This is a genomic window from Flavobacterium nackdongense, from assembly GCF_004355225.1.
In the GTDB taxonomy this organism is placed as follows: Bacteria; Bacteroidota; Bacteroidia; order Flavobacteriales; family Flavobacteriaceae; genus Flavobacterium; species Flavobacterium nackdongense.
Map to the genome: position 1 here is coordinate 1,614,785 of NZ_CP037933.1, position 16,796 is coordinate 1,631,580.

The 16,796-nt window shown below is 34.6% G+C and carries 19 protein-coding genes; 12 read left to right on the forward strand and 7 right to left on the reverse strand.

Going from position 1 to position 16,796, the window contains the following annotated elements:
* Positions 1–5: 5 nt before the first annotated feature.
* Positions 6–1,376, reverse strand: coding sequence for a DNA recombination protein RmuC (gene rmuC / locus E1750_RS06815; RefSeq protein WP_133276054.1), 1,371 nt, complete (start codon positions 1,374–1,376; stop codon positions 6–8).
* Between the two features lie 491 nt (positions 1,377–1,867).
* Between rmuC and E1750_RS06820 the strand changes: the two genes are divergently transcribed.
* The 6 genes from E1750_RS06820 (at position 1,868) to E1750_RS06845 (ending at position 4,847) form a co-directional block, all read left to right on the forward strand.
* Complete coding sequence (locus E1750_RS06820) at positions 1,868–2,095, forward strand: hypothetical protein (protein ID WP_133276055.1); 228 nt, start codon at positions 1,868–1,870, stop codon at positions 2,093–2,095.
* Positions 2,092–2,373 carry a type II toxin-antitoxin system RelE/ParE family toxin gene (locus E1750_RS06825; RefSeq protein ID WP_133276056.1) on the forward strand — a complete coding sequence of 94 codons (282 nt, stop codon included), beginning with the start codon at positions 2,092–2,094 and terminating at the stop codon, positions 2,371–2,373. The genes E1750_RS06820 and E1750_RS06825 overlap by 4 nt, the downstream gene beginning before the upstream one ends.
* A gap of 87 nt (positions 2,374–2,460) precedes the next feature.
* A complete protein-coding gene (locus E1750_RS06830) occupies positions 2,461–3,027 on the forward strand; it encodes a pseudouridine synthase (RefSeq protein WP_133276057.1) in 567 nt (188 codons plus the stop codon).
* Positions 3,028–3,091: 64 nt separating this feature from the next.
* Positions 3,092–3,553: a tRNA (cytidine(34)-2'-O)-methyltransferase gene (locus E1750_RS06835; protein ID WP_133276058.1), complete on the forward strand. Its 462-nt coding sequence runs from the start codon at positions 3,092–3,094 to the stop codon at positions 3,551–3,553.
* A gap of 20 nt (positions 3,554–3,573) precedes the next feature.
* Entirely contained in the window at positions 3,574–4,050 is a 477-nt protein-coding gene (locus E1750_RS06840) for a hypothetical protein (RefSeq protein WP_133276059.1), read from the forward strand.
* The gene (locus tag E1750_RS06845) at positions 4,035–4,847 is read left to right on the forward strand and encodes a LapA family protein (RefSeq protein WP_133276060.1); all 813 of its coding nucleotides are present in this window, start codon (positions 4,035–4,037) and stop codon (positions 4,845–4,847) included. The genes E1750_RS06840 and E1750_RS06845 overlap by 16 nt, the downstream gene beginning before the upstream one ends.
* A 24-nt stretch (positions 4,848–4,871) precedes the next feature.
* Here E1750_RS06845 and carB read toward each other — a convergent pair whose 3' ends face one another.
* The 4 genes from carB to rpmH all read right to left on the reverse strand — a co-directional run bounded on the left by carB (position 4,872) and on the right by rpmH (position 8,654).
* The gene (gene carB, locus E1750_RS06850; protein ID WP_133276061.1) at positions 4,872–7,724 is read right to left on the reverse strand and encodes a carbamoyl-phosphate synthase large subunit; all 2,853 of its coding nucleotides are present in this window, start codon (positions 7,722–7,724) and stop codon (positions 4,872–4,874) included.
* A gap of 23 nt (positions 7,725–7,747) precedes the next feature.
* Positions 7,748–8,239 (reverse strand): DUF6169 family protein, encoded by a 492-nt coding sequence (locus E1750_RS06855; protein WP_133276062.1) that lies wholly within the window; start codon positions 8,237–8,239, stop codon positions 7,748–7,750.
* On the reverse strand, positions 8,229–8,393 hold the full coding sequence (locus E1750_RS17725; RefSeq protein WP_165698014.1) for a hypothetical protein: 165 nt from the start codon (positions 8,391–8,393) through the stop codon (positions 8,229–8,231). Before E1750_RS17725 ends, E1750_RS06855 begins: the two co-directional genes overlap by 11 nt.
* Before the next feature lie 99 nt (positions 8,394–8,492).
* Positions 8,493–8,654, reverse strand: coding sequence for a 50S ribosomal protein L34 (rpmH, locus tag E1750_RS06860; protein ID WP_008464848.1), 162 nt, complete (start codon positions 8,652–8,654; stop codon positions 8,493–8,495).
* Positions 8,655–8,818: 164 nt separating this feature from the next.
* On the opposite strand from rpmH, the gene E1750_RS06865 reads away from it, so the two are divergent.
* Complete coding sequence (locus E1750_RS06865; RefSeq protein ID WP_133276063.1) at positions 8,819–9,334, forward strand: DUF2892 domain-containing protein; 516 nt, start codon at positions 8,819–8,821, stop codon at positions 9,332–9,334.
* A gap of 82 nt (positions 9,335–9,416) precedes the next feature.
* Here the strand turns inward: E1750_RS06865 and E1750_RS06870 are convergent, their stop codons facing one another.
* On the reverse strand, positions 9,417–10,082 hold the full coding sequence (locus tag E1750_RS06870) for an alpha/beta hydrolase family protein (RefSeq protein WP_133276064.1): 666 nt from the start codon (positions 10,080–10,082) through the stop codon (positions 9,417–9,419).
* A 560-nt stretch (positions 10,083–10,642) separates the two neighbouring features.
* Between E1750_RS06870 and E1750_RS06875 the strand changes: the two genes are divergently transcribed.
* A complete protein-coding gene (locus E1750_RS06875; protein ID WP_133278093.1) occupies positions 10,643–10,927 on the forward strand; it encodes a GNAT family N-acetyltransferase in 285 nt (94 codons plus the stop codon).
* 62 nt (positions 10,928–10,989) lie between these two features.
* Here E1750_RS06875 and E1750_RS06880 read toward each other — a convergent pair whose 3' ends face one another.
* Positions 10,990–12,174 (reverse strand): hypothetical protein, encoded by a 1,185-nt coding sequence (locus E1750_RS06880; protein ID WP_133276065.1) that lies wholly within the window; start codon positions 12,172–12,174, stop codon positions 10,990–10,992.
* A gap of 276 nt (positions 12,175–12,450) precedes the next feature.
* Here E1750_RS06880 and E1750_RS06885 point away from each other — a divergent pair, with 276 nt between their 5' ends.
* From E1750_RS06885 to E1750_RS06900, 4 genes are all read left to right on the forward strand, one after another.
* The gene (locus E1750_RS06885) at positions 12,451–12,942 is read left to right on the forward strand and encodes a YybH family protein (RefSeq protein WP_133276066.1); all 492 of its coding nucleotides are present in this window, start codon (positions 12,451–12,453) and stop codon (positions 12,940–12,942) included.
* Positions 12,943–13,208: 266 nt separating this feature from the next.
* The gene (locus E1750_RS06890; protein ID WP_133276067.1) at positions 13,209–14,597 is read left to right on the forward strand and encodes a TolC family protein; all 1,389 of its coding nucleotides are present in this window, start codon (positions 13,209–13,211) and stop codon (positions 14,595–14,597) included.
* 57 nt (positions 14,598–14,654) lie between these two features.
* Positions 14,655–15,608 (forward strand): HlyD family secretion protein, encoded by a 954-nt coding sequence (locus E1750_RS06895; protein ID WP_133276068.1) that lies wholly within the window; start codon positions 14,655–14,657, stop codon positions 15,606–15,608.
* A gap of 3 nt (positions 15,609–15,611) precedes the next feature.
* Positions 15,612–16,769 (forward strand): ABC transporter permease, encoded by a 1,158-nt coding sequence (locus tag E1750_RS06900; RefSeq protein WP_133276069.1) that lies wholly within the window; start codon positions 15,612–15,614, stop codon positions 16,767–16,769.
* Positions 16,770–16,796 lie beyond the last annotated feature (27 nt).

Genomic DNA, 16,796 nt, shown 5'->3' on the forward strand with positions numbered 1-16,796 from the left:
TTGTTTTAATTCAGTTCTATATTTTCGTCTTTTCCAGCTCTGTTTAAAATGTTATCGGGTAATGCTTTTTTGGCTTTAGCCCCCATTTTCTTCAATTTTTCGACGCTGATAATGAGGTTTCCTTTTCCGTCAACGAGTTTGTTCATTGCGCCTTGGTATTCGACTTTGCTTTCGTCTATTTTTTTGCCAATTTTAATTAAATCGGCGACAAATCCTTCGAATTTATCATACAAAGCCCCCGCTTGTCGCGCTATTTCAAAGGCATTTTCCTGTTGTTTTTGGTTGGTCCACATACTATCAATGGTACGCAAGGTAGCCAAAAGGGTCGAAGGCGTCACAATGACAATGTTTTTCTCGAACGCTTTATTATACAAAGTGGTGTCTTCGTTGAGTGCAAGTGCAAAGGCAGGTTCCATTGGAATAAAAAGCAAAACAAAATCTGGGCTTTCAATTTGATATAAATCTTGGTAGTTTTTATCGCCCAATTGTTCTACGTGTCGTTTGATAGAATTGACGTGTTCTTTCAGGAAGCCCATTTTTAGATTGTCGTCTTCCTCGTTGATGTATTTTTCATAAGCGGTCAGCGACACTTTCGAATCGACAATCATCTTTTTGCCGTCAGGAAGATTGATGACAACATCAGGAAAAACTCTATTTCCTTCGGAGTTAGTATGCGATTGTTGCACAAAATATTCTCTGTCTTTTTCTAATCCTGACTTTTCGAGCACTCTTTCTAGAATCAATTCGCCCCAATTTCCTTGCATTTTGCTATCACCTTTCAGCGCTTTGGTCAGGTTCAAAGTTTCTTTGCTCATTTGCAAATTCATTTCGCGTAAACCAAGGATTTGTTGGCGTAAAGCGGCGTGATAATCAATACTTTCTTTATGAGTATCATCGACTTTCTTTTCGAACAATTGAATTTTTTCTTGCAGAGGCGACAAGATGTTTTTCATATTCTCCTTATTTTGCTCGGTAAATTTATTCGATTTTTCGTCTAATATTTTGTTCGCTAAATTCTCGAATTCCTTGGTGAATTTTTCCTGCAGTTTTTCGACTTCTTCTTTTTGTTCCTTGTTGCGTTGCCACAGATTGTCAAAATCAACTTCTTTCTTGGTCAATTGTAGAGCGAGGCTATCTTTCTCGTTACGGATGGTTTCTTTTTCAGTATTGGCGATACCTAATTGCTTTTCGAAAGCATTTTTTTCGAATGCAAATTGTTGGTTGATTTGGTCAATTTGGTTGTTGGTAGCGATTAATTTCTCTTCTAGACTAATTTTTTCGACTTGAAATCGTGCCGAAAAAATAAGTTTGCCAATAAAGATTCCGACTGCGAGAGCGATAATGAAAATTAATAAAAAAGGGAGTAGGGTGGGCATAAAATATTGATTTTTGTTTGGATTCCGTAGGTGCAGGTCGGGACCTGTCCGTACAAGTATTTTTTGATTCGTGATTATTTGTTAAAATTAATCAATATTATTTGAAATCCTAAAAAAAAAGTCCCACCGAAGCAGGACTAAAGATTTACATCTACTCCACCGCGGCGGATTATTATGATAAGATTAAAGATTAGAAATTTTAATCTTAGCAAAAATCAATAAAAAAAACTTTAGTTACAATGAGAAAAACCGTAATGTGGCTAATTATTTTCTCCTTAACTTTAAAAATTCTTACAAGGAAGAGATTATTATGACAAAATAGCAGATAATTTTCTAGTTTTAAAAAAGAATAAAGAGTGATATCATAAAGTAAAATGCTCCTTTTTAGTTCGTGATAGGTTAGATTGAATCATTTTTTCGTTTCTATGCATATGCAGGTGTAAACCAAAAACACAATTGTAATAATTTGTATATTTGTAAAAACAAAGATTATGAGAGTAGTTATTGAAACCCAAGAGGAATACAAAAGTATGTTGCAAGAAATTGCGATTGCCATCAGAGCAAAAATTACTTTTGAAGATAAAGAAGGGGATTTTTGGGAAGAACTTCCAGAACACGTAAAAGCTGGAATACTTGAAAGTCAAGAACAATTTACGCAAGGAAAATTTTCTACTCACGAAGAAGTTATGGAAAAATACAAAACCAAATATAATTTATGAAAGTGATATGGTCAGAAAACGCCGAAACCACTTTTGATGTAATTGTACTTTATATTGAAGCAAAATTTGGTGTTCTGCCTGCAAAAAAGTTTATAAGAAAAGTAGATTCTGTAATTCAATCCATTTCTAATCAACCCTATATTTATAAAAGTTCTAATTTTAATAATAAGGTTAGAAAAGCTACTATTAGCAAGCAATGTTCGTTGTTTTACGAAATAAACAAAGAAACAATTCAGTTGTCTTATTTCTGGGACAACCGGCAAGAACCAATGTTGTAAAGCAATTAAATAGTTAGTATTTCATAACCACAATTCACTTAAGGACTTCTTGTTCTTTTCTTTTTAAAAATTATTATTTTCCTTAAAATGCACCGCCATTTCATCCTCCACAAACCCTACGGCTATTTGAGTCAATTTATTTATGAATTGAAACGAAAGAAAAAACTTTTGGGTGAATTATACGATTTTCCGGCAGGAACGATGGCCATTGGTCGTTTGGACGAAGATTCCGAAGGGCTGCTCCTACTGACTACTGATGGTAAAATGAGCGAACAAGTTCGTAGCAAAAAAGTGGACAAAGAATATTATGTACAAGTCGATGGAATAATCACTCAAGAAGCGATTGATAAAATGAAAGAAGGTGTCGAAATTGGGTTTAACGGTGAGAAATACCAAACCAAAAAATGTGAAGCGCGACTCATTCCTGAAATTCCTGATTTTGGTCCGAGAGGCAAAAAAATAAGAGACGAACGCCACGGACCCACTTCTTGGGCTTCGATTACGGTCAACGAAGGGAAGTTTCGTCAAGTGCGAAAAATGACCGCCGCCGTTGGTTTTCCTACTTTACGATTGGTGCGTATTCGAATAGGAAACGTACATTTGAATGATTTAAAAGCGGGAGAAGTGAGAGAAGTTATGAGTTTTGAGTTATAAATTTTTAAAGTAATTTGAACTAACACAGAAACCCAAAAACCAAAACCCAAAATCCAAAACAAAAATGTTAAACATCGTTTTAGTCGAACCTGAAATCCCCAACAATACCGGGAATATTGGTCGTTTGTGTGTGGGTACTGAAAGCCGTTTGCACCTGATTCATCCTTTTGGCTTTGTCATCAATGATAAAAACCTGAAACGTTCCGGACTCGATTATTGGGTGCATTTGGATGTGACCGAATACCAAAATATCGAAGAATGGATTTCGCAGATTCCTGATAGGTCAAGAGTTTTTTTGATGAGTTCACACGCCAAAACATCCATTTATGAAGCCAAATTTCAAGATGGCGATTGGTTGGTTTTTGGTAAAGAAAGTGTGGGTTTAAGCCAAGAAGTTTTAGCTCGATTCGAAAATCATTTGACCATTCCGATGTCAAAATTAATTAGAAGTTTTAATATTGCTAATTCCGTTGCCTTTGTGGTTGGGGAAGCGAAAAGGCAGATTGGATTGAAGATTTCAAATTAACGATTTTTGATTTCAGATTTATGAAAAACAAGATATTTAAATTTCATTTTTTCCTTTTAATTTTACTAATAATTCATTCTTTAATAAGTAAATTAATCGGTTATGGTTTAATTCAAGCAATCGTTTTTGCTTTGAAAATTATTCTTTGTGCAAGTGGTTTTGTTTATTTCTTTATGAGTGTGAAACCCTTTAAAAAAATAGCTGTTTATTTTATGTATTATTTCATTACACCAATAATTGCACTTTTAGGATATGTTTTTGGAGGTGTTTTTTTGGTTGGGATTTTAGGATCTATTTTATTGTTTCCTATTTTTCCAAAACAAAAAGCTTTTGAGAAAAATGATATAATTGTTTATCATAAATTTCAAGGGTTTTTAGGTGCTTGTTGCTCATATGAAATATATCAAAGAAAGTTTGTTGTTTTTGAAAAGCATCTCGAAAACATCAAGGGAGAGGGTGAAATTAATTTTGATAATTTTTTATGGAAGGAAAAGTAACTGTTGAGCAGGCATTAAGTAAAGGTAGATGGCAATTAAAGTATTTGCCAATGATCGCTACTTTTGGATGTATTGGTTTTGGATTTTTTCTTTCTTTTAAGGGGATTTGTGGAGGTTGGATATATCCGGTTTGTTTTATTCTAGGATTTATTTTAGGTTGGTTGGTATGGAGTTACTTTGTAGTCAAATGGAAAATTTGGGCTTATGAGAATGTTAGAAATATCAATGAGTTAGAAAGAAAAGCAGTCGAGGAGCAACTCATTTGGTCTAGTGGAAGTTGGTTTGAAAAAACAGAGTTTAAAGATTATCAACAAAAGCAAAAATTGAAACAGTTGGAGAAAAAATTTCTTGAAAAAGATATTTATAAGGATGATGTTTCAGTCCCAAAAGAAACAGTAATTTATTATTCAAGATTTACACTTATATTTTTATTATTTCTTTATTTAGGTATAAGTGTATTGGGTGGTTATTTCTTATTAGAAAAAGAATACATTGGCTTAATATTTATTGTATTAGGCTTGTATTTAACGTATGATCAATTTAAAAAAATTAAAAATAAAAGCCCCCAAATAGTTATTAATAATCAAGGGATAAAATTAAAAAACGAGAATTTAACTACTTGGGATAGGATTCATCATGATCGGGTTTATTGTCAAAGTATTGGTAAAAGTGCTACAAGTCGCCTAGCTTTTAATGATGAGGAAATTTCAATAGACGACTTAGAAATCACATTTTCTGAATTAGAAAAATTATTGCAGGTTTATCGAGTTCGATATGAAAAAGATAATCCTGCTTAATAATAATCTGATCTTAATACGATCTTATTTACTCAAATACATTTTTCTTCTTGAGTACAATTCGTAGAATTGGTCGTCTTTCAAATCGTCAATAAACAAGATGCTTTCCCCAGTCGATTTCATTTCAGGTCCTAAGGCTTTGTTCACATTATGAAACTTGCTGAAAGAGAAAACTGGTTGCTTAATCGCATATCCTTTTAGTTGAGGATTGAATGTAAAATCAGTGACTTTATTTACGCCCAACATCACTTTCGTAGCATAATTTACATAGGGTTCGTTGTAGGCTTTCGCAATAAAGGGCACTGTTCGTGAAGCTCTAGGATTGGCTTCGATGATGTAAACAATATCGTCTTTTATCGCAAATTGGATGTTGATTAAACCAACAGTTTCGAGAGCTAAAGCAATTTTCTTAGTATGATCTTTGATTTGCGTCATTACAAATTCACCCAAGTTGAACGGTGGCAAAGTCGCATTACTATCGCCTGAATGCACACCACAAGGTTCGATATGCTCCATAATTCCAATAATGTACACGTTTTCGCCATCGCAAATCGCATCGGCTTCGGCTTCTATCGCACCATCTAAATAGTGATCTAAAAGCAATTTGTTGCCTGGAATTTGCTTTAACAAACTAATTACGTGTTCTTCTAATTCCTTTTTATTGATCACAATTTTCATTCCTTGACCACCCAAAACATAAGAAGGACGAATCAACAAAGGAAAATCTAATTTATCTGCCAAAGCCGAGGCTTCATCTGCCGTTTCAGCAATACCGAATTGTGGGAAAGGAATTTTAAGTTCAGTCAAAAGATCAGAGAAACGCCCTCTATCTTCGGCTAAATCTAAGGCGTCAAAGCTAGTTCCAATGATTTTGATTCCGTATTTGGCTAATTTTTCAGCAATTTTCAAAGCCGTTTGTCCACCCAATTGCACAATTACACCTTCTGGTTTTTCGTGTTGGATTATATCATAAATATGCTCCCAAAATACAGGTTCAAAATACAATTTGTTGGCAGTATCAAAATCCGTCGAAACCGTTTCGGGATTACAGTTGATCATTATGGTTTCGTACCCACATTCTTTGGCGGCCAAAACGCCGTGAACACAAGAATAATCAAATTCGATACCTTGACCAATTCTATTCGGACCAGAACCCAAAACGATTACTTTTTTCTTATCGGTTACAATACTTTCGTTGTGAACGTAACGTTCTCCATTCGCTTTTTCGATTTCCGCTTCGAACGTGGAATAATAATAAGGCGTTTTTGCTGTAAATTCCGCCGCGCAAGTATCAACCAATTTGAACACACGGTTGATGTTCATCGTCATACGTAATGCGTGAATTTGACTTTCCAAACATCCCAACATATGCGCTATTTGTCTGTCGGCAAAACCTTTTTGTTTCGCTTCCAAAAGCAATTCTCTTGGCAAAGTTTCTAGATTATGACTAGAAATTTCTTTTTCTAAAGTATATAGTTCTTCGTATTGTTTCAAGAACCACATATCAATTTTAGTGATTTCGTGAATGCGGCTCAATGGAATTCCCAGAGCAATAGCATCATAAATCACAAAAACACGATCCCAACTGGCGTGCGTCAATTTATCGATAATTTGCTCATAATTGGTATATCCTTTTCCGTCAGCACCAAGACCATTTCTTTTAATTTCCAAAGATTGAGTGGCTTTGTGTAAAGCTTCTTGGAACGAACGTCCAATTCCCATTACCTCACCAACCGATTTCATTTGAAGTCCCAAAGTTCTATCGGCACCTTCAAATTTATCGAAATTCCAACGCGGTATTTTTACAATTACATAATCTAAAGTCGGTTCGAATAAAGCTGAAGTTGATTTAGTAATTTGATTTTGCAATTCATCCAAATTGTAACCCAAAGCCAATTTCGAAGCAATTTTTGCAATTGGATACCCTGTTGCTTTTGATGCCAAAGCCGAGGAACGAGACACACGTGGATTGATTTCAATCGCCACGATATCTTCTTTTTCATCAGGAGAAACGGCAAATTGCACATTACACCCTCCAGCAAAATTCCCGATACTACGCATCATCAAAATGGCATAATCACGCATTTTTTGGAAAGTGGTGTCCGATAAAGTCATCGCTGGCGCAACAGTAATCGAATCTCCTGTGTGAATTCCCATTGGGTCCATATTTTCGATAGAACAGATAATAACAACATTGTCGTTTTTATCTCTCAAAAGCTCTAATTCGTATTCTTTCCAACCCATCAAAGCCTTGTCAATCAATACTTCGTGAATAGGAGAAGCCTCTAGACCACGTGTTAGAAGTTCGTCAAAATCTTCTTTTTTGTACACAATAGCTGCTCCAGTTCCTCCTAAAGTAAATGATGGTCGGATTACTAATGGAAAACCAAATTCTTGTGCAATTTCTTTTCCTCGAAGATAAGAAGTACAAATCTCTGCAGGCGCCGAAGGCACATTGATTTTCTTCAATAATTGTTTGAACTGCTCACGGTCTTCGGTAATATTGATAGCGTTTACATCAACCCCAATCAATTTCACACCGAAATCCTGCCAAATTCCTTTTTCTTCGGCCTCTAAACACAAGTTCAAAGCGGTTTGCCCTCCCATTGTTGGTAAAACAGCATCAATTTGAGGATGTGCTTTTAGGATTTCAATAATCGATTTGGTGGTTAGTGGTTTCAAATAAATATGATCAGCCATCGAAGGGTCGGTCATAATGGTTGCCGGATTCGAGTTGATCAAGATCACTTCAATTCCTTCCTCACGAATAGAACGCGCTGACTGCGAACCTGCATAATCAAACTCGCAAGCTTGACCGATAACGATTGGACCTGAACCTATTATTAAAACCGATTTTATGGAATTGTCTTTTGGCATAGTGTAGTTGTTTGTTGTTTATTTTATTTTCTATTATTCATCGACATTTGAACAAATGCTTCAAAAATTTCTATTCTGTATGGATTTGATTTTGAAAAAATTAAAGATATTGGGAATTTATTATTGTGCTTATCTACCAACATCTCATCCACTTTTACAAATGTTTCATCATTATATTCTAGAAACCATTGATCAAACTTTCTTTTTCTGACTAACTCTTTTCCATCTGCTGAATCGCAGATATAAACGGAAATTGCTTTGCTTCTTTTTGCATAAAAATCCATAAAAATAGCCACGACAGTGGCTCCTATTTTTTTATCATTGGAAGGCAATTTTGAATTAGGATTGTATTTCAATAAAAGTGAAAATTCAAAAGTGTTTTCAATTATTTCAACATTTTTTAAATCAAACAGATAAGGCGTAAACTTAAAAATGACTTCGTACAGTATTCCTTCAACCGTTTCAAAGAAATAACTATTATTTTGACCTCCTTCAAAATAAAAATTATAGCTCATTTTTTTTATTTAACTCTTTCAATTTCTGTCTAATAACTTGAAAATCTTCTGTTTTTGCAAATGATTTACTTTCTTCTACTATTTGCTTTTTTATTTCTAACAAATAGCGAATAATTTCATCGGTACTTCTATTTTGTGGTTTTAAAACTTCCATACACTTTATTTTTTTACAAAGTTACAATTTTAAAAAATAAGTTTAAAAAAAGCCGTTACTAAAAAAAGTAACGGCTAAATTTTGATTTTTATAAAATCATTATTTTTTATGTCTTGGTTCGCTAGAAACTGTCAATTTGTGTCTTCCTTTGGCTCTACGACGAGCTAGGACTTTTCTTCCATTTGCAGAAGCCATTCTGTCCATAAATCCGTGCTTATTTCTTCTTTTTCTTTTCGATGGTTGAAACGTTCTTTTGCTCATTGCTTTGTATCTTTAAAAAATGTATTTATGTGTCTTAGATTGTTTTGGATTCCGTTATTCCAAAACCGAGTGCAAATATACAAAGACTTTTATTTCTGGCAAGTGGTTTTATAATTTTTTTTTTAATTCCTTTTGCTATCTTTGCTCTTATAAATCTACATACTATGTTTCACAAGAATATTAAACTTATTATCGCTGGCCTTCTGGTAGTTGCAGCGATTTGGCAATTTACAGAATCTAATATTGGCAATGGAATTTTCCTTATATTATTGACTGCTTTTCCAATTTTCCTTTATTTCAAAAACGAATTCATTCTTTTGGCCTTTCTAAAATTAAGAAAACAAGATTTCGAAGGAGCCAAAAAATGGTTGGCTTACATCAAAAATCCCGAAGGGGCTTTGGTCCGAAAACAGCAAGGTTATTTCAATTATTTGCACGGAATTATGCTGTCGCAAACCAACATTAATCAATCTGAAAAATTCTTTAAGAAAGCCATCGAACTCGGATTGTCTATGGATATGGATTTGGCAGTAGCTAAATTGAATCTAGCCGGAATTGCAATGTCTAGAAGAAGAAAGCTCGAAGCGACCAATTTATTGAATGAGGCGAAAAAATTAGACAAACAAAACATGCTCACCGATCAGATTAAAATGATGAAGGAGCAAATGAAGAAAATCTAATTCACAGCAAGAGCTATCAATTAAGCCACGAATTACACTAATTTCCACTAATTCAATTTGTGAAAATTCTTGTAATTCGTGGCTAATTTTTTAATTCCAAAATGATTTTCGGCAAATTTTCATTCAGCCATTTGTATTTGGTAAGAATCATCACATGTGTCCCTCCCTTGACAACAATACAATTTCGAATATTTTTTATCGGAAAAACATCATCCTGATCACCGTGAATATGAATTACGCTGCCGTCTGCCACGGTTCTTTCCCACAAAATAACTTGTTCTACCGCCCAATCTAAATAACGCTTGTCCCGAACCCGCAGAAATTTTTCATACAATTTGAGACGTTGATTGATTTTACTTCCAAATGAAAACGCAGATAGACTTTCGATATTAGCAATCAAATGAGTTGGAATCAATTTATAGGCTTTGGTCGCCTTGGCTACTTTCATTCTTTTAGGAAATTCCAAATTGGTTTTGACGCTCGAAATGATAATTACTTTTCGAACCTCGATAAATTTCGACATTTCCTGTACTAAAATCCCACCAAAAGAAACACCGATCAAAACCGGATGGGGATGTGTAATTTTAGAAGCCATTCGTTTGGCATAATCAACCAAAGTTTCATTATCCACTGGAATTTCCCATTCAAGAAGCACTATCTCAAAACGATTATCCGGAAGCACAATCCTCTCGAAAATAGTCGAACTCGCCGCCAATCCCGGCATAAAATAAACTGGAATTTTACCCATAATTATAATTTAAACTAAATGATGAATTGCGCATAAAATTAATTTTTTTATTCGAACCAAAATGCATTTCAACCCAATTTTAGCAATAAATTAAAACAACTAATCGTTTAACCTATTTTCTTGATTTAATTGGTTCTACTGGGTTTTGTGTTAGAATAAATTTGAAATTAATTTAAACCACATAGAAAAGAAGTCGAAATTGTTAAAAAAGATTGACATAGAAAATTCTTTTTGCACATAGTGCTGTGAATACTATGCAAAAGCAAAGCTTTCTAAAAATAAAAACTTTATGGTAAAAAAAGTTCACAACATTTCCAGTAAAACCATTTAATTTAAAATACATCCAAACATTATGAGTATTGCCTGACAAAGAAATTCTCAGACCGACATACCTATCAAAATCGTTTGAAATTGAATATCAAATCATTACCTTTGCAAAAGTTTTTTTCTTCAAAAAACAAAACATTGATTTCGCCCCCTTACAATCAATTCTGATTTAAAAACAGCTTTGGCAGTAGCGCCAAATAATTAAATATACTAGTATGGAAACCGCAGTGCTTATAGAAATTAAAGACAATACCTTTGCCAGACAATTTGAAACCACAACCGAACAAGGCTTAGTAACGGTGGAATATTCATTTCAAGAGAAAAAAATATTCTTAACGAAAATCAATATTCCCGATGCTTTTGAGGACGAATTGTTCATTTCGAATGTGCTCAAAGAAATAATGGCAATTGCTATTGAACGAAAATTGAAAGTTGTTCCCATCCTTCCGAAAATTGTAGTTTTCTTCAAAAAGAATCCTGTCTATAAAGAATTACTTCCGCCGGGAATAAGAATATAAAAAAAGAGGCTGTTTCGTTTAAAACAGCCTCCTTTTTTTTTACAAACAAATTAGAGTTACAATTATCTTCTTCCGCCGCCGCCACGCATTCCGCCACCACTAAAACCACCGCTACGTCCGCCACCACTATAATTACTACCTCCTCCACTACTACGATTGCTACTGCGATTACTACTACCACTATTAAAAGAATTATTAGACGTAGAAGGACGAGAATAATTGGATGCACCACCAGATGATTGACGATCTGAGGGCGAAACTGATGGACTTGTAGGCCTTGTTGAGGGTCTTGTAGCCGCCGAATTCCCCGTCGATGGTCGGGTAGATGGTCGGGTTGAAGCTGAATTCCCTGCCGAAGGACGATTCACAGATGCATTCCCTGTAGCAGGTCGGGTTGAAGCATTATTGGCTCTGTTCCCATTGTTTCCCGTTGCTGGACGATTACCATAGTTGCCATTGGCCTTATTGTTGGCCACTGTATTGGACCTATTTCTCGAATTATTATTATAATTATTATAATGATTTATGTGATTGATATTGATATTGACCGAACCGTGGTATCCACCATAATATCCGCCGTGGCAACCCCAATTATTAGCCCAAAAAATAGCGCGTGCAATAGGCACAATTGGAAAATAATAAGGAGGATAATATCCATAATAATAGGGCGGATAATACGGAACATAAGCGGGGGAATACACATACTGTACAATCGGCGCGGATTGAACCACTGTTGTCGTGGTCGTAGATTGAGCTGGCAAATTCATCGTTTCAGAGCTTCCGCCAGTATACGCTGGATTCGCCGTTCCACCTGAAGTTGACCCTTTGGGCTCAATCACATAATTTTTGCCATACATATCTTCATCTCCTACGATTTGCACAGAAACCTGACCGCTTTTATCTTTTGATACCAAAATAACTGCTACATCCTGATTTTCGGTTTTGCTCACCGCAACCTGCAAAATAAATTCGAAAGAATCACCATCTTTATTGGTAATTACTTTAATGAAATCGACTTTGTTATCTTTGTCTAAATCAAGATTATTGAGTTTTGAATCTTTTTCATTTATTGATTTCTCAAACCCCTCTATGGTTTTTGATTTTTGAAAAACTTCCATTACAGCATATAAATCCAAATCATCTCCGGGCAAACCCAAGGTTACAGGCTCATCCTTGCTTTGCGCAAATACGGGAGAAGAGAGCAAACTTGTTAGTACTATCGCGATTGCTAAAAACTTATTTTTCATCTTTTTATTTTTATAGTTTTTCTATTAATGATCTTTCATAATTATGCTAAATTACAAATAATTACTTTTTATACTTCAAAATAACTCTAAAATATTAAACAGTAGGTCTCAACTCGCAAGCAGATTTAAAAAAAATTTCATTTAAAAATATATTCAATGTATGGCTTGGCATAAAAAAACCTAAAAAAAACAAAAACTTACCAATTAATAAATTAAATTTGTTAGCAATAACCTCTTCAACATCAACTTATCAAATAATTTTAATCAACTATAATCATGAAAAACAAGGTTTTAATTTTAGGTGCTTTTGTCTTTTTGACCACTTTAAGTATTTCTTGCAATAAAAAAGCAGAAGAAACAACTGCTGCTCCGGTAGTTGACAAAGAACAAATAAAAATGGAAATTCAGGCTATAGAAAATACTTTTGCAGCACATTACAATGCGAAAAATACCGATAGCATTACCTATTATGCCGATGATGCAAAAAGTTTTTTTATCGGAAGAGAACCTATAACAGGTAAAGATTCTATTATTGAATACCTAAAAAAGGATATGGAAAGTTTGAAAAAAGGTGTCAAAATTTCATTTACCACAACCGAGGTACACGTATCGAACGATGGAATTAATGTCACTGAAATTGGTCAATTCAAACTAGTGGATTCAACAAATACTACAACCGGTAGCGGAAACTATTTCAGTTTATTCGAAAAAAGAAACGGCAAATTTGTCTGCATTAGAGATATGGCAGCTTCGGATAGCAAGAACTAAAAATAGTTTTAAAAATTAAACAACGAAACCGTTTTGAAGCATTTCAAGACGGTTTCTTCGTTTTTAACAGAATCCTACAACACTATAACCACCGCGCTTAAATTGTTATATTTTTTGTTGGTCTGATTACTCTTTTGGCGACAGCTACGAATTAACTAGTTAAAAAAAAAAAACGCTCTTAACAATTGACTAACTTTAGGATATTCTTTTTTTCATTACATTAGCAATCCCTTGTTACTGCTTATTTTATCTAAAAAATAGTTGTTATGAATAAGAAGATCCTCTTTATAGTTACTTTTTGTTTTTGTGTTGCCAATTCATTTTCACAAATAGTGGTTTCTACCTCTCTTGAAGAAGCCATAAATAAAGCTTTAACAAAAAGTAGTTCCATCAAAAACAAAGAACTTGAAATTGAAAAATTAGAGTTACAAGAAAAAGGTGTTTGGAACAAATACATCCCCAGAATTGAAGCCAATGCAGAATATTTGTATTTTGACAATAAACTATCGGTCAATCTTCCCATCTCCGCTTCAATACCGATTCCTGGCGCTCCCGTTTTTGATGGCAAAACATCCTTCGATAATTACGGCAATATTTTCAATGCTGGTATAATAGCGAAAACCATCTTATTTACTGGTTTACAAATAGAAAATGGTGCCAAAGCAATCAAAGAAAAAACCAAAGGAACCGAATTTTTAAAAGAGGCTGAAAAAGATGTCATCATCAAAGAGGTAATCAACACATTCGATCAATTATCACTTTTAACCGCCATCGAAAAACTGATAAACGACAGCAGCCTTCGATTGGAAACGGAAACAAAACGAGTAACTAAAGCCATCGAACAAGGATTAGCCGTCCCGTATGACAGAGATAAAATAAAATTAGCCAGCTTAGAATTGGATTCCAAAAAAATAGAACTAGAAGGTAAACGAAAATTGGTGTACAAAAAATTAACTTATTTAACAGGTTACAATCCAACAGAAATTGAACAAGTTAGCTATTCACTAGTTCCTTACATTATAGCAGATCAAAATTTAAGCACCGAAAATAAGCAAGAAATCAAAGCATTAGAATCCTTTAAATCTGCTTATGAATTTTTATTAAAAAAAGAAAAAGGCACTTATTTACCTACATTAGGCGCTTTTGGTGGACTGACCTACTCGAGTTTATTCGATGCCAAAGCGACCACTCAAGTCATTACGGGCATCAACGAAGCCCTGTATTTGGGACTAAACGACCTCACCATAAGCAACAATTGGATAATTGGTGCGGGAATGAAATGGGAACTTTTTGCAGGTTTTGAAAGAAAGCATAAAATACACGAATCCAAAATCAATATCGAACAAGTACAAAATCAAATCGACGATACCAAAGAAAAACTGGGTTTATTATTAGAAAACAACTATGTAAATTATACAGTTTTAAATCAAAAAATTGACATCACAGCCCAGCAAGAAAAAGTAGCAGCCAACAATTTGAAGTTAGCCGTAAAACAATATAAAGAGGGTTTGATCACGATTTCTGAACGACTAGAAGCCGAAAATGACTCCTTCAAAAGTGCTGTAAATAAAGTAAACACCATAATCGAACAACGATTAGCGGCTATAGAAACCGTTATTGCAACTGGTGAATTGTCTAAAAAGTTAGACAAATAATTTTTTATTTTTTTTAGTTATACGCTCCCATTTTATAAAAAGTTAAACATAAATGCTATGAAAAAATCAATCCAAATACTATTCTTTTTATTTCTATTGATCGGCTGTGATAAAACCAAGGACAAAACCATTATCCAGGGCAAAATAGAAAACGAACAGATTACGGTGGTAAGCAAGATTCCGGGTAAAATTGTAAAAATATTTGTCAAAGAAGGCGATTTTGTTAAAAAAGGAGATACGCTGGCCATTCTAGATATTCCAGAAGTGGATGCTAAAAAAAGTCAAGCTCAAGGCGCAGTTACTAGTGCAAAAGCACAATATTCGATGGCGGTTAAAGGAGCTACCGAAAATCAATTGAAACAATTGGAAGCCAAAAAAATGGGTTTAAAAGAGCAATATGAATTCGCCCAAAAATCAATCAAAAGACTTAGTAATATGCTTAAAGATTCTTTGGTTTCACAACAAACCTTTGACGAAGCTTTTGCCAAATATCAAGGAGCTCAGGCACAATACAATGCCGTAATTGCAGAACTGGACGATGCAAAAAAAGGAGCGCGAATCGAGCAACAGACGATGGCTTTAGGACAACAAGACCGAGCCTATGGCGCTTTACAAGAAGTAGCAACCGCCGACAAAGAACGTTTCGTAATTGCGCCTCAAGATATGAGCATCGAAACCATCACACTCAATTTGGGTGAATTGGCCCTGCCGGGTTATACTTTATTTAATGGTTATATAAGCAATAGTACCTATTTCCGCTTTACAGTTCCCGAAAGCAAATTGGCTAAAATCAAGAAAGGTCAAGAAATACCCGTTGTGGTTTTTTATAACAAAAAGGAAATTAAAGGAGTCGTATCTACCATAAAACAATTAGGCGCTTACGGAAATATTGCAACCGCTTATCCTGATTTTGAAATGCAGGAAAGTCTATTCGAAATAAAAATAACGCCATTAAATACCGATGAGGCCAAGGAATTAATCACTAAAGCAACGGTAACCCTAACGCTATAAACTATGCAAGATTTCACCGCGCTTCTCAAGAGAGAATTCAAAATGTTCTGGCAAAATAAAATCCTTCGGCTTCTGTTCATTGGAGCTCCCCTTTTATATGGAATTTTGCTAGGCTATGTTTATGGAAAAGGAAAAGTGACCGATTTGCCAATAATCGTAGTGGATGAAGACCGTAGCGAAATGAGTTCGAAAGCCATACAAATGTTTGAGGACAATGAAGTACTAAGTATTGCTGACCTGCTTTATGACCAAAATAATCTAGCACAAATTGCCATCGACAAAGAGGCTACTTGCGTAGTGATTATTCCAAAAGGTTTCGAAAAAATGGTGCTTACGAAAAAATATCCCGAAATAGTAACAATCGTTAACGCATCAAATGTTTTAACGGCGAATTATTCTTCGTCTGCTTTACAACTTTGCCTAGGAACTTTCAAGGTAGGTGTTCAAATGGAAACATTAAGAAAACAAGGTACACCCGAAAATCTGATTAGTTCACAATATGAACCTTTCAAAACAACCTTCATCAAAAAGTACAACCGAAGTACCAACTATATGTATTTTCTTTGGCCGGGAGTTTTGGCAGCGGTCTTGCAACAAGTTTTATTATTGGGATTGGCGTTGTCATTCGCTTCAGAATTTGAAAATGGCACGTTTAAAAAACTAGTAAAAAAATGCCCCTCACTGTTCAAATTGATATGCGTCAAAATCATTCCGTATCTGATAATGAGCTTTGGCATTTGGATTATGTATGTGCTCTTTACATTTTGGTTTAGAATTCCGCTGTCTGATAAATTGTTCCCACTTACATTTGTGGCTGGAATATTTATTTTGGCAGTGAGTTTTATGGGAATAATGGTCAGTATAATGGTTCCTTCCCAGCTAAAAGCAACCGAAATACTGATGGTTGTTGCAACGCCTAGCTTTATCCTTAGTGGTTTTACTTGGCCTTTAAGCCAAATGCCGGTTTGGATTCAGGGCATAGCCAATAGCATTCCGCTAACCCATTTTTTGCAAGCCTTTCGGATTTTGATTGTTGAAAGAGGAAGCTTTTCGCAAACGTACGGAGCCATTTACAACTTGTTGATTATTGGTGCGGTTTGTGCTGTTCTATCTTATATTGCTTTGTATTTCAAAAGGAAAAGCATTTTGAAAAAAGCCTAAAATCAATAAAAAAGTCCGATACTTTAA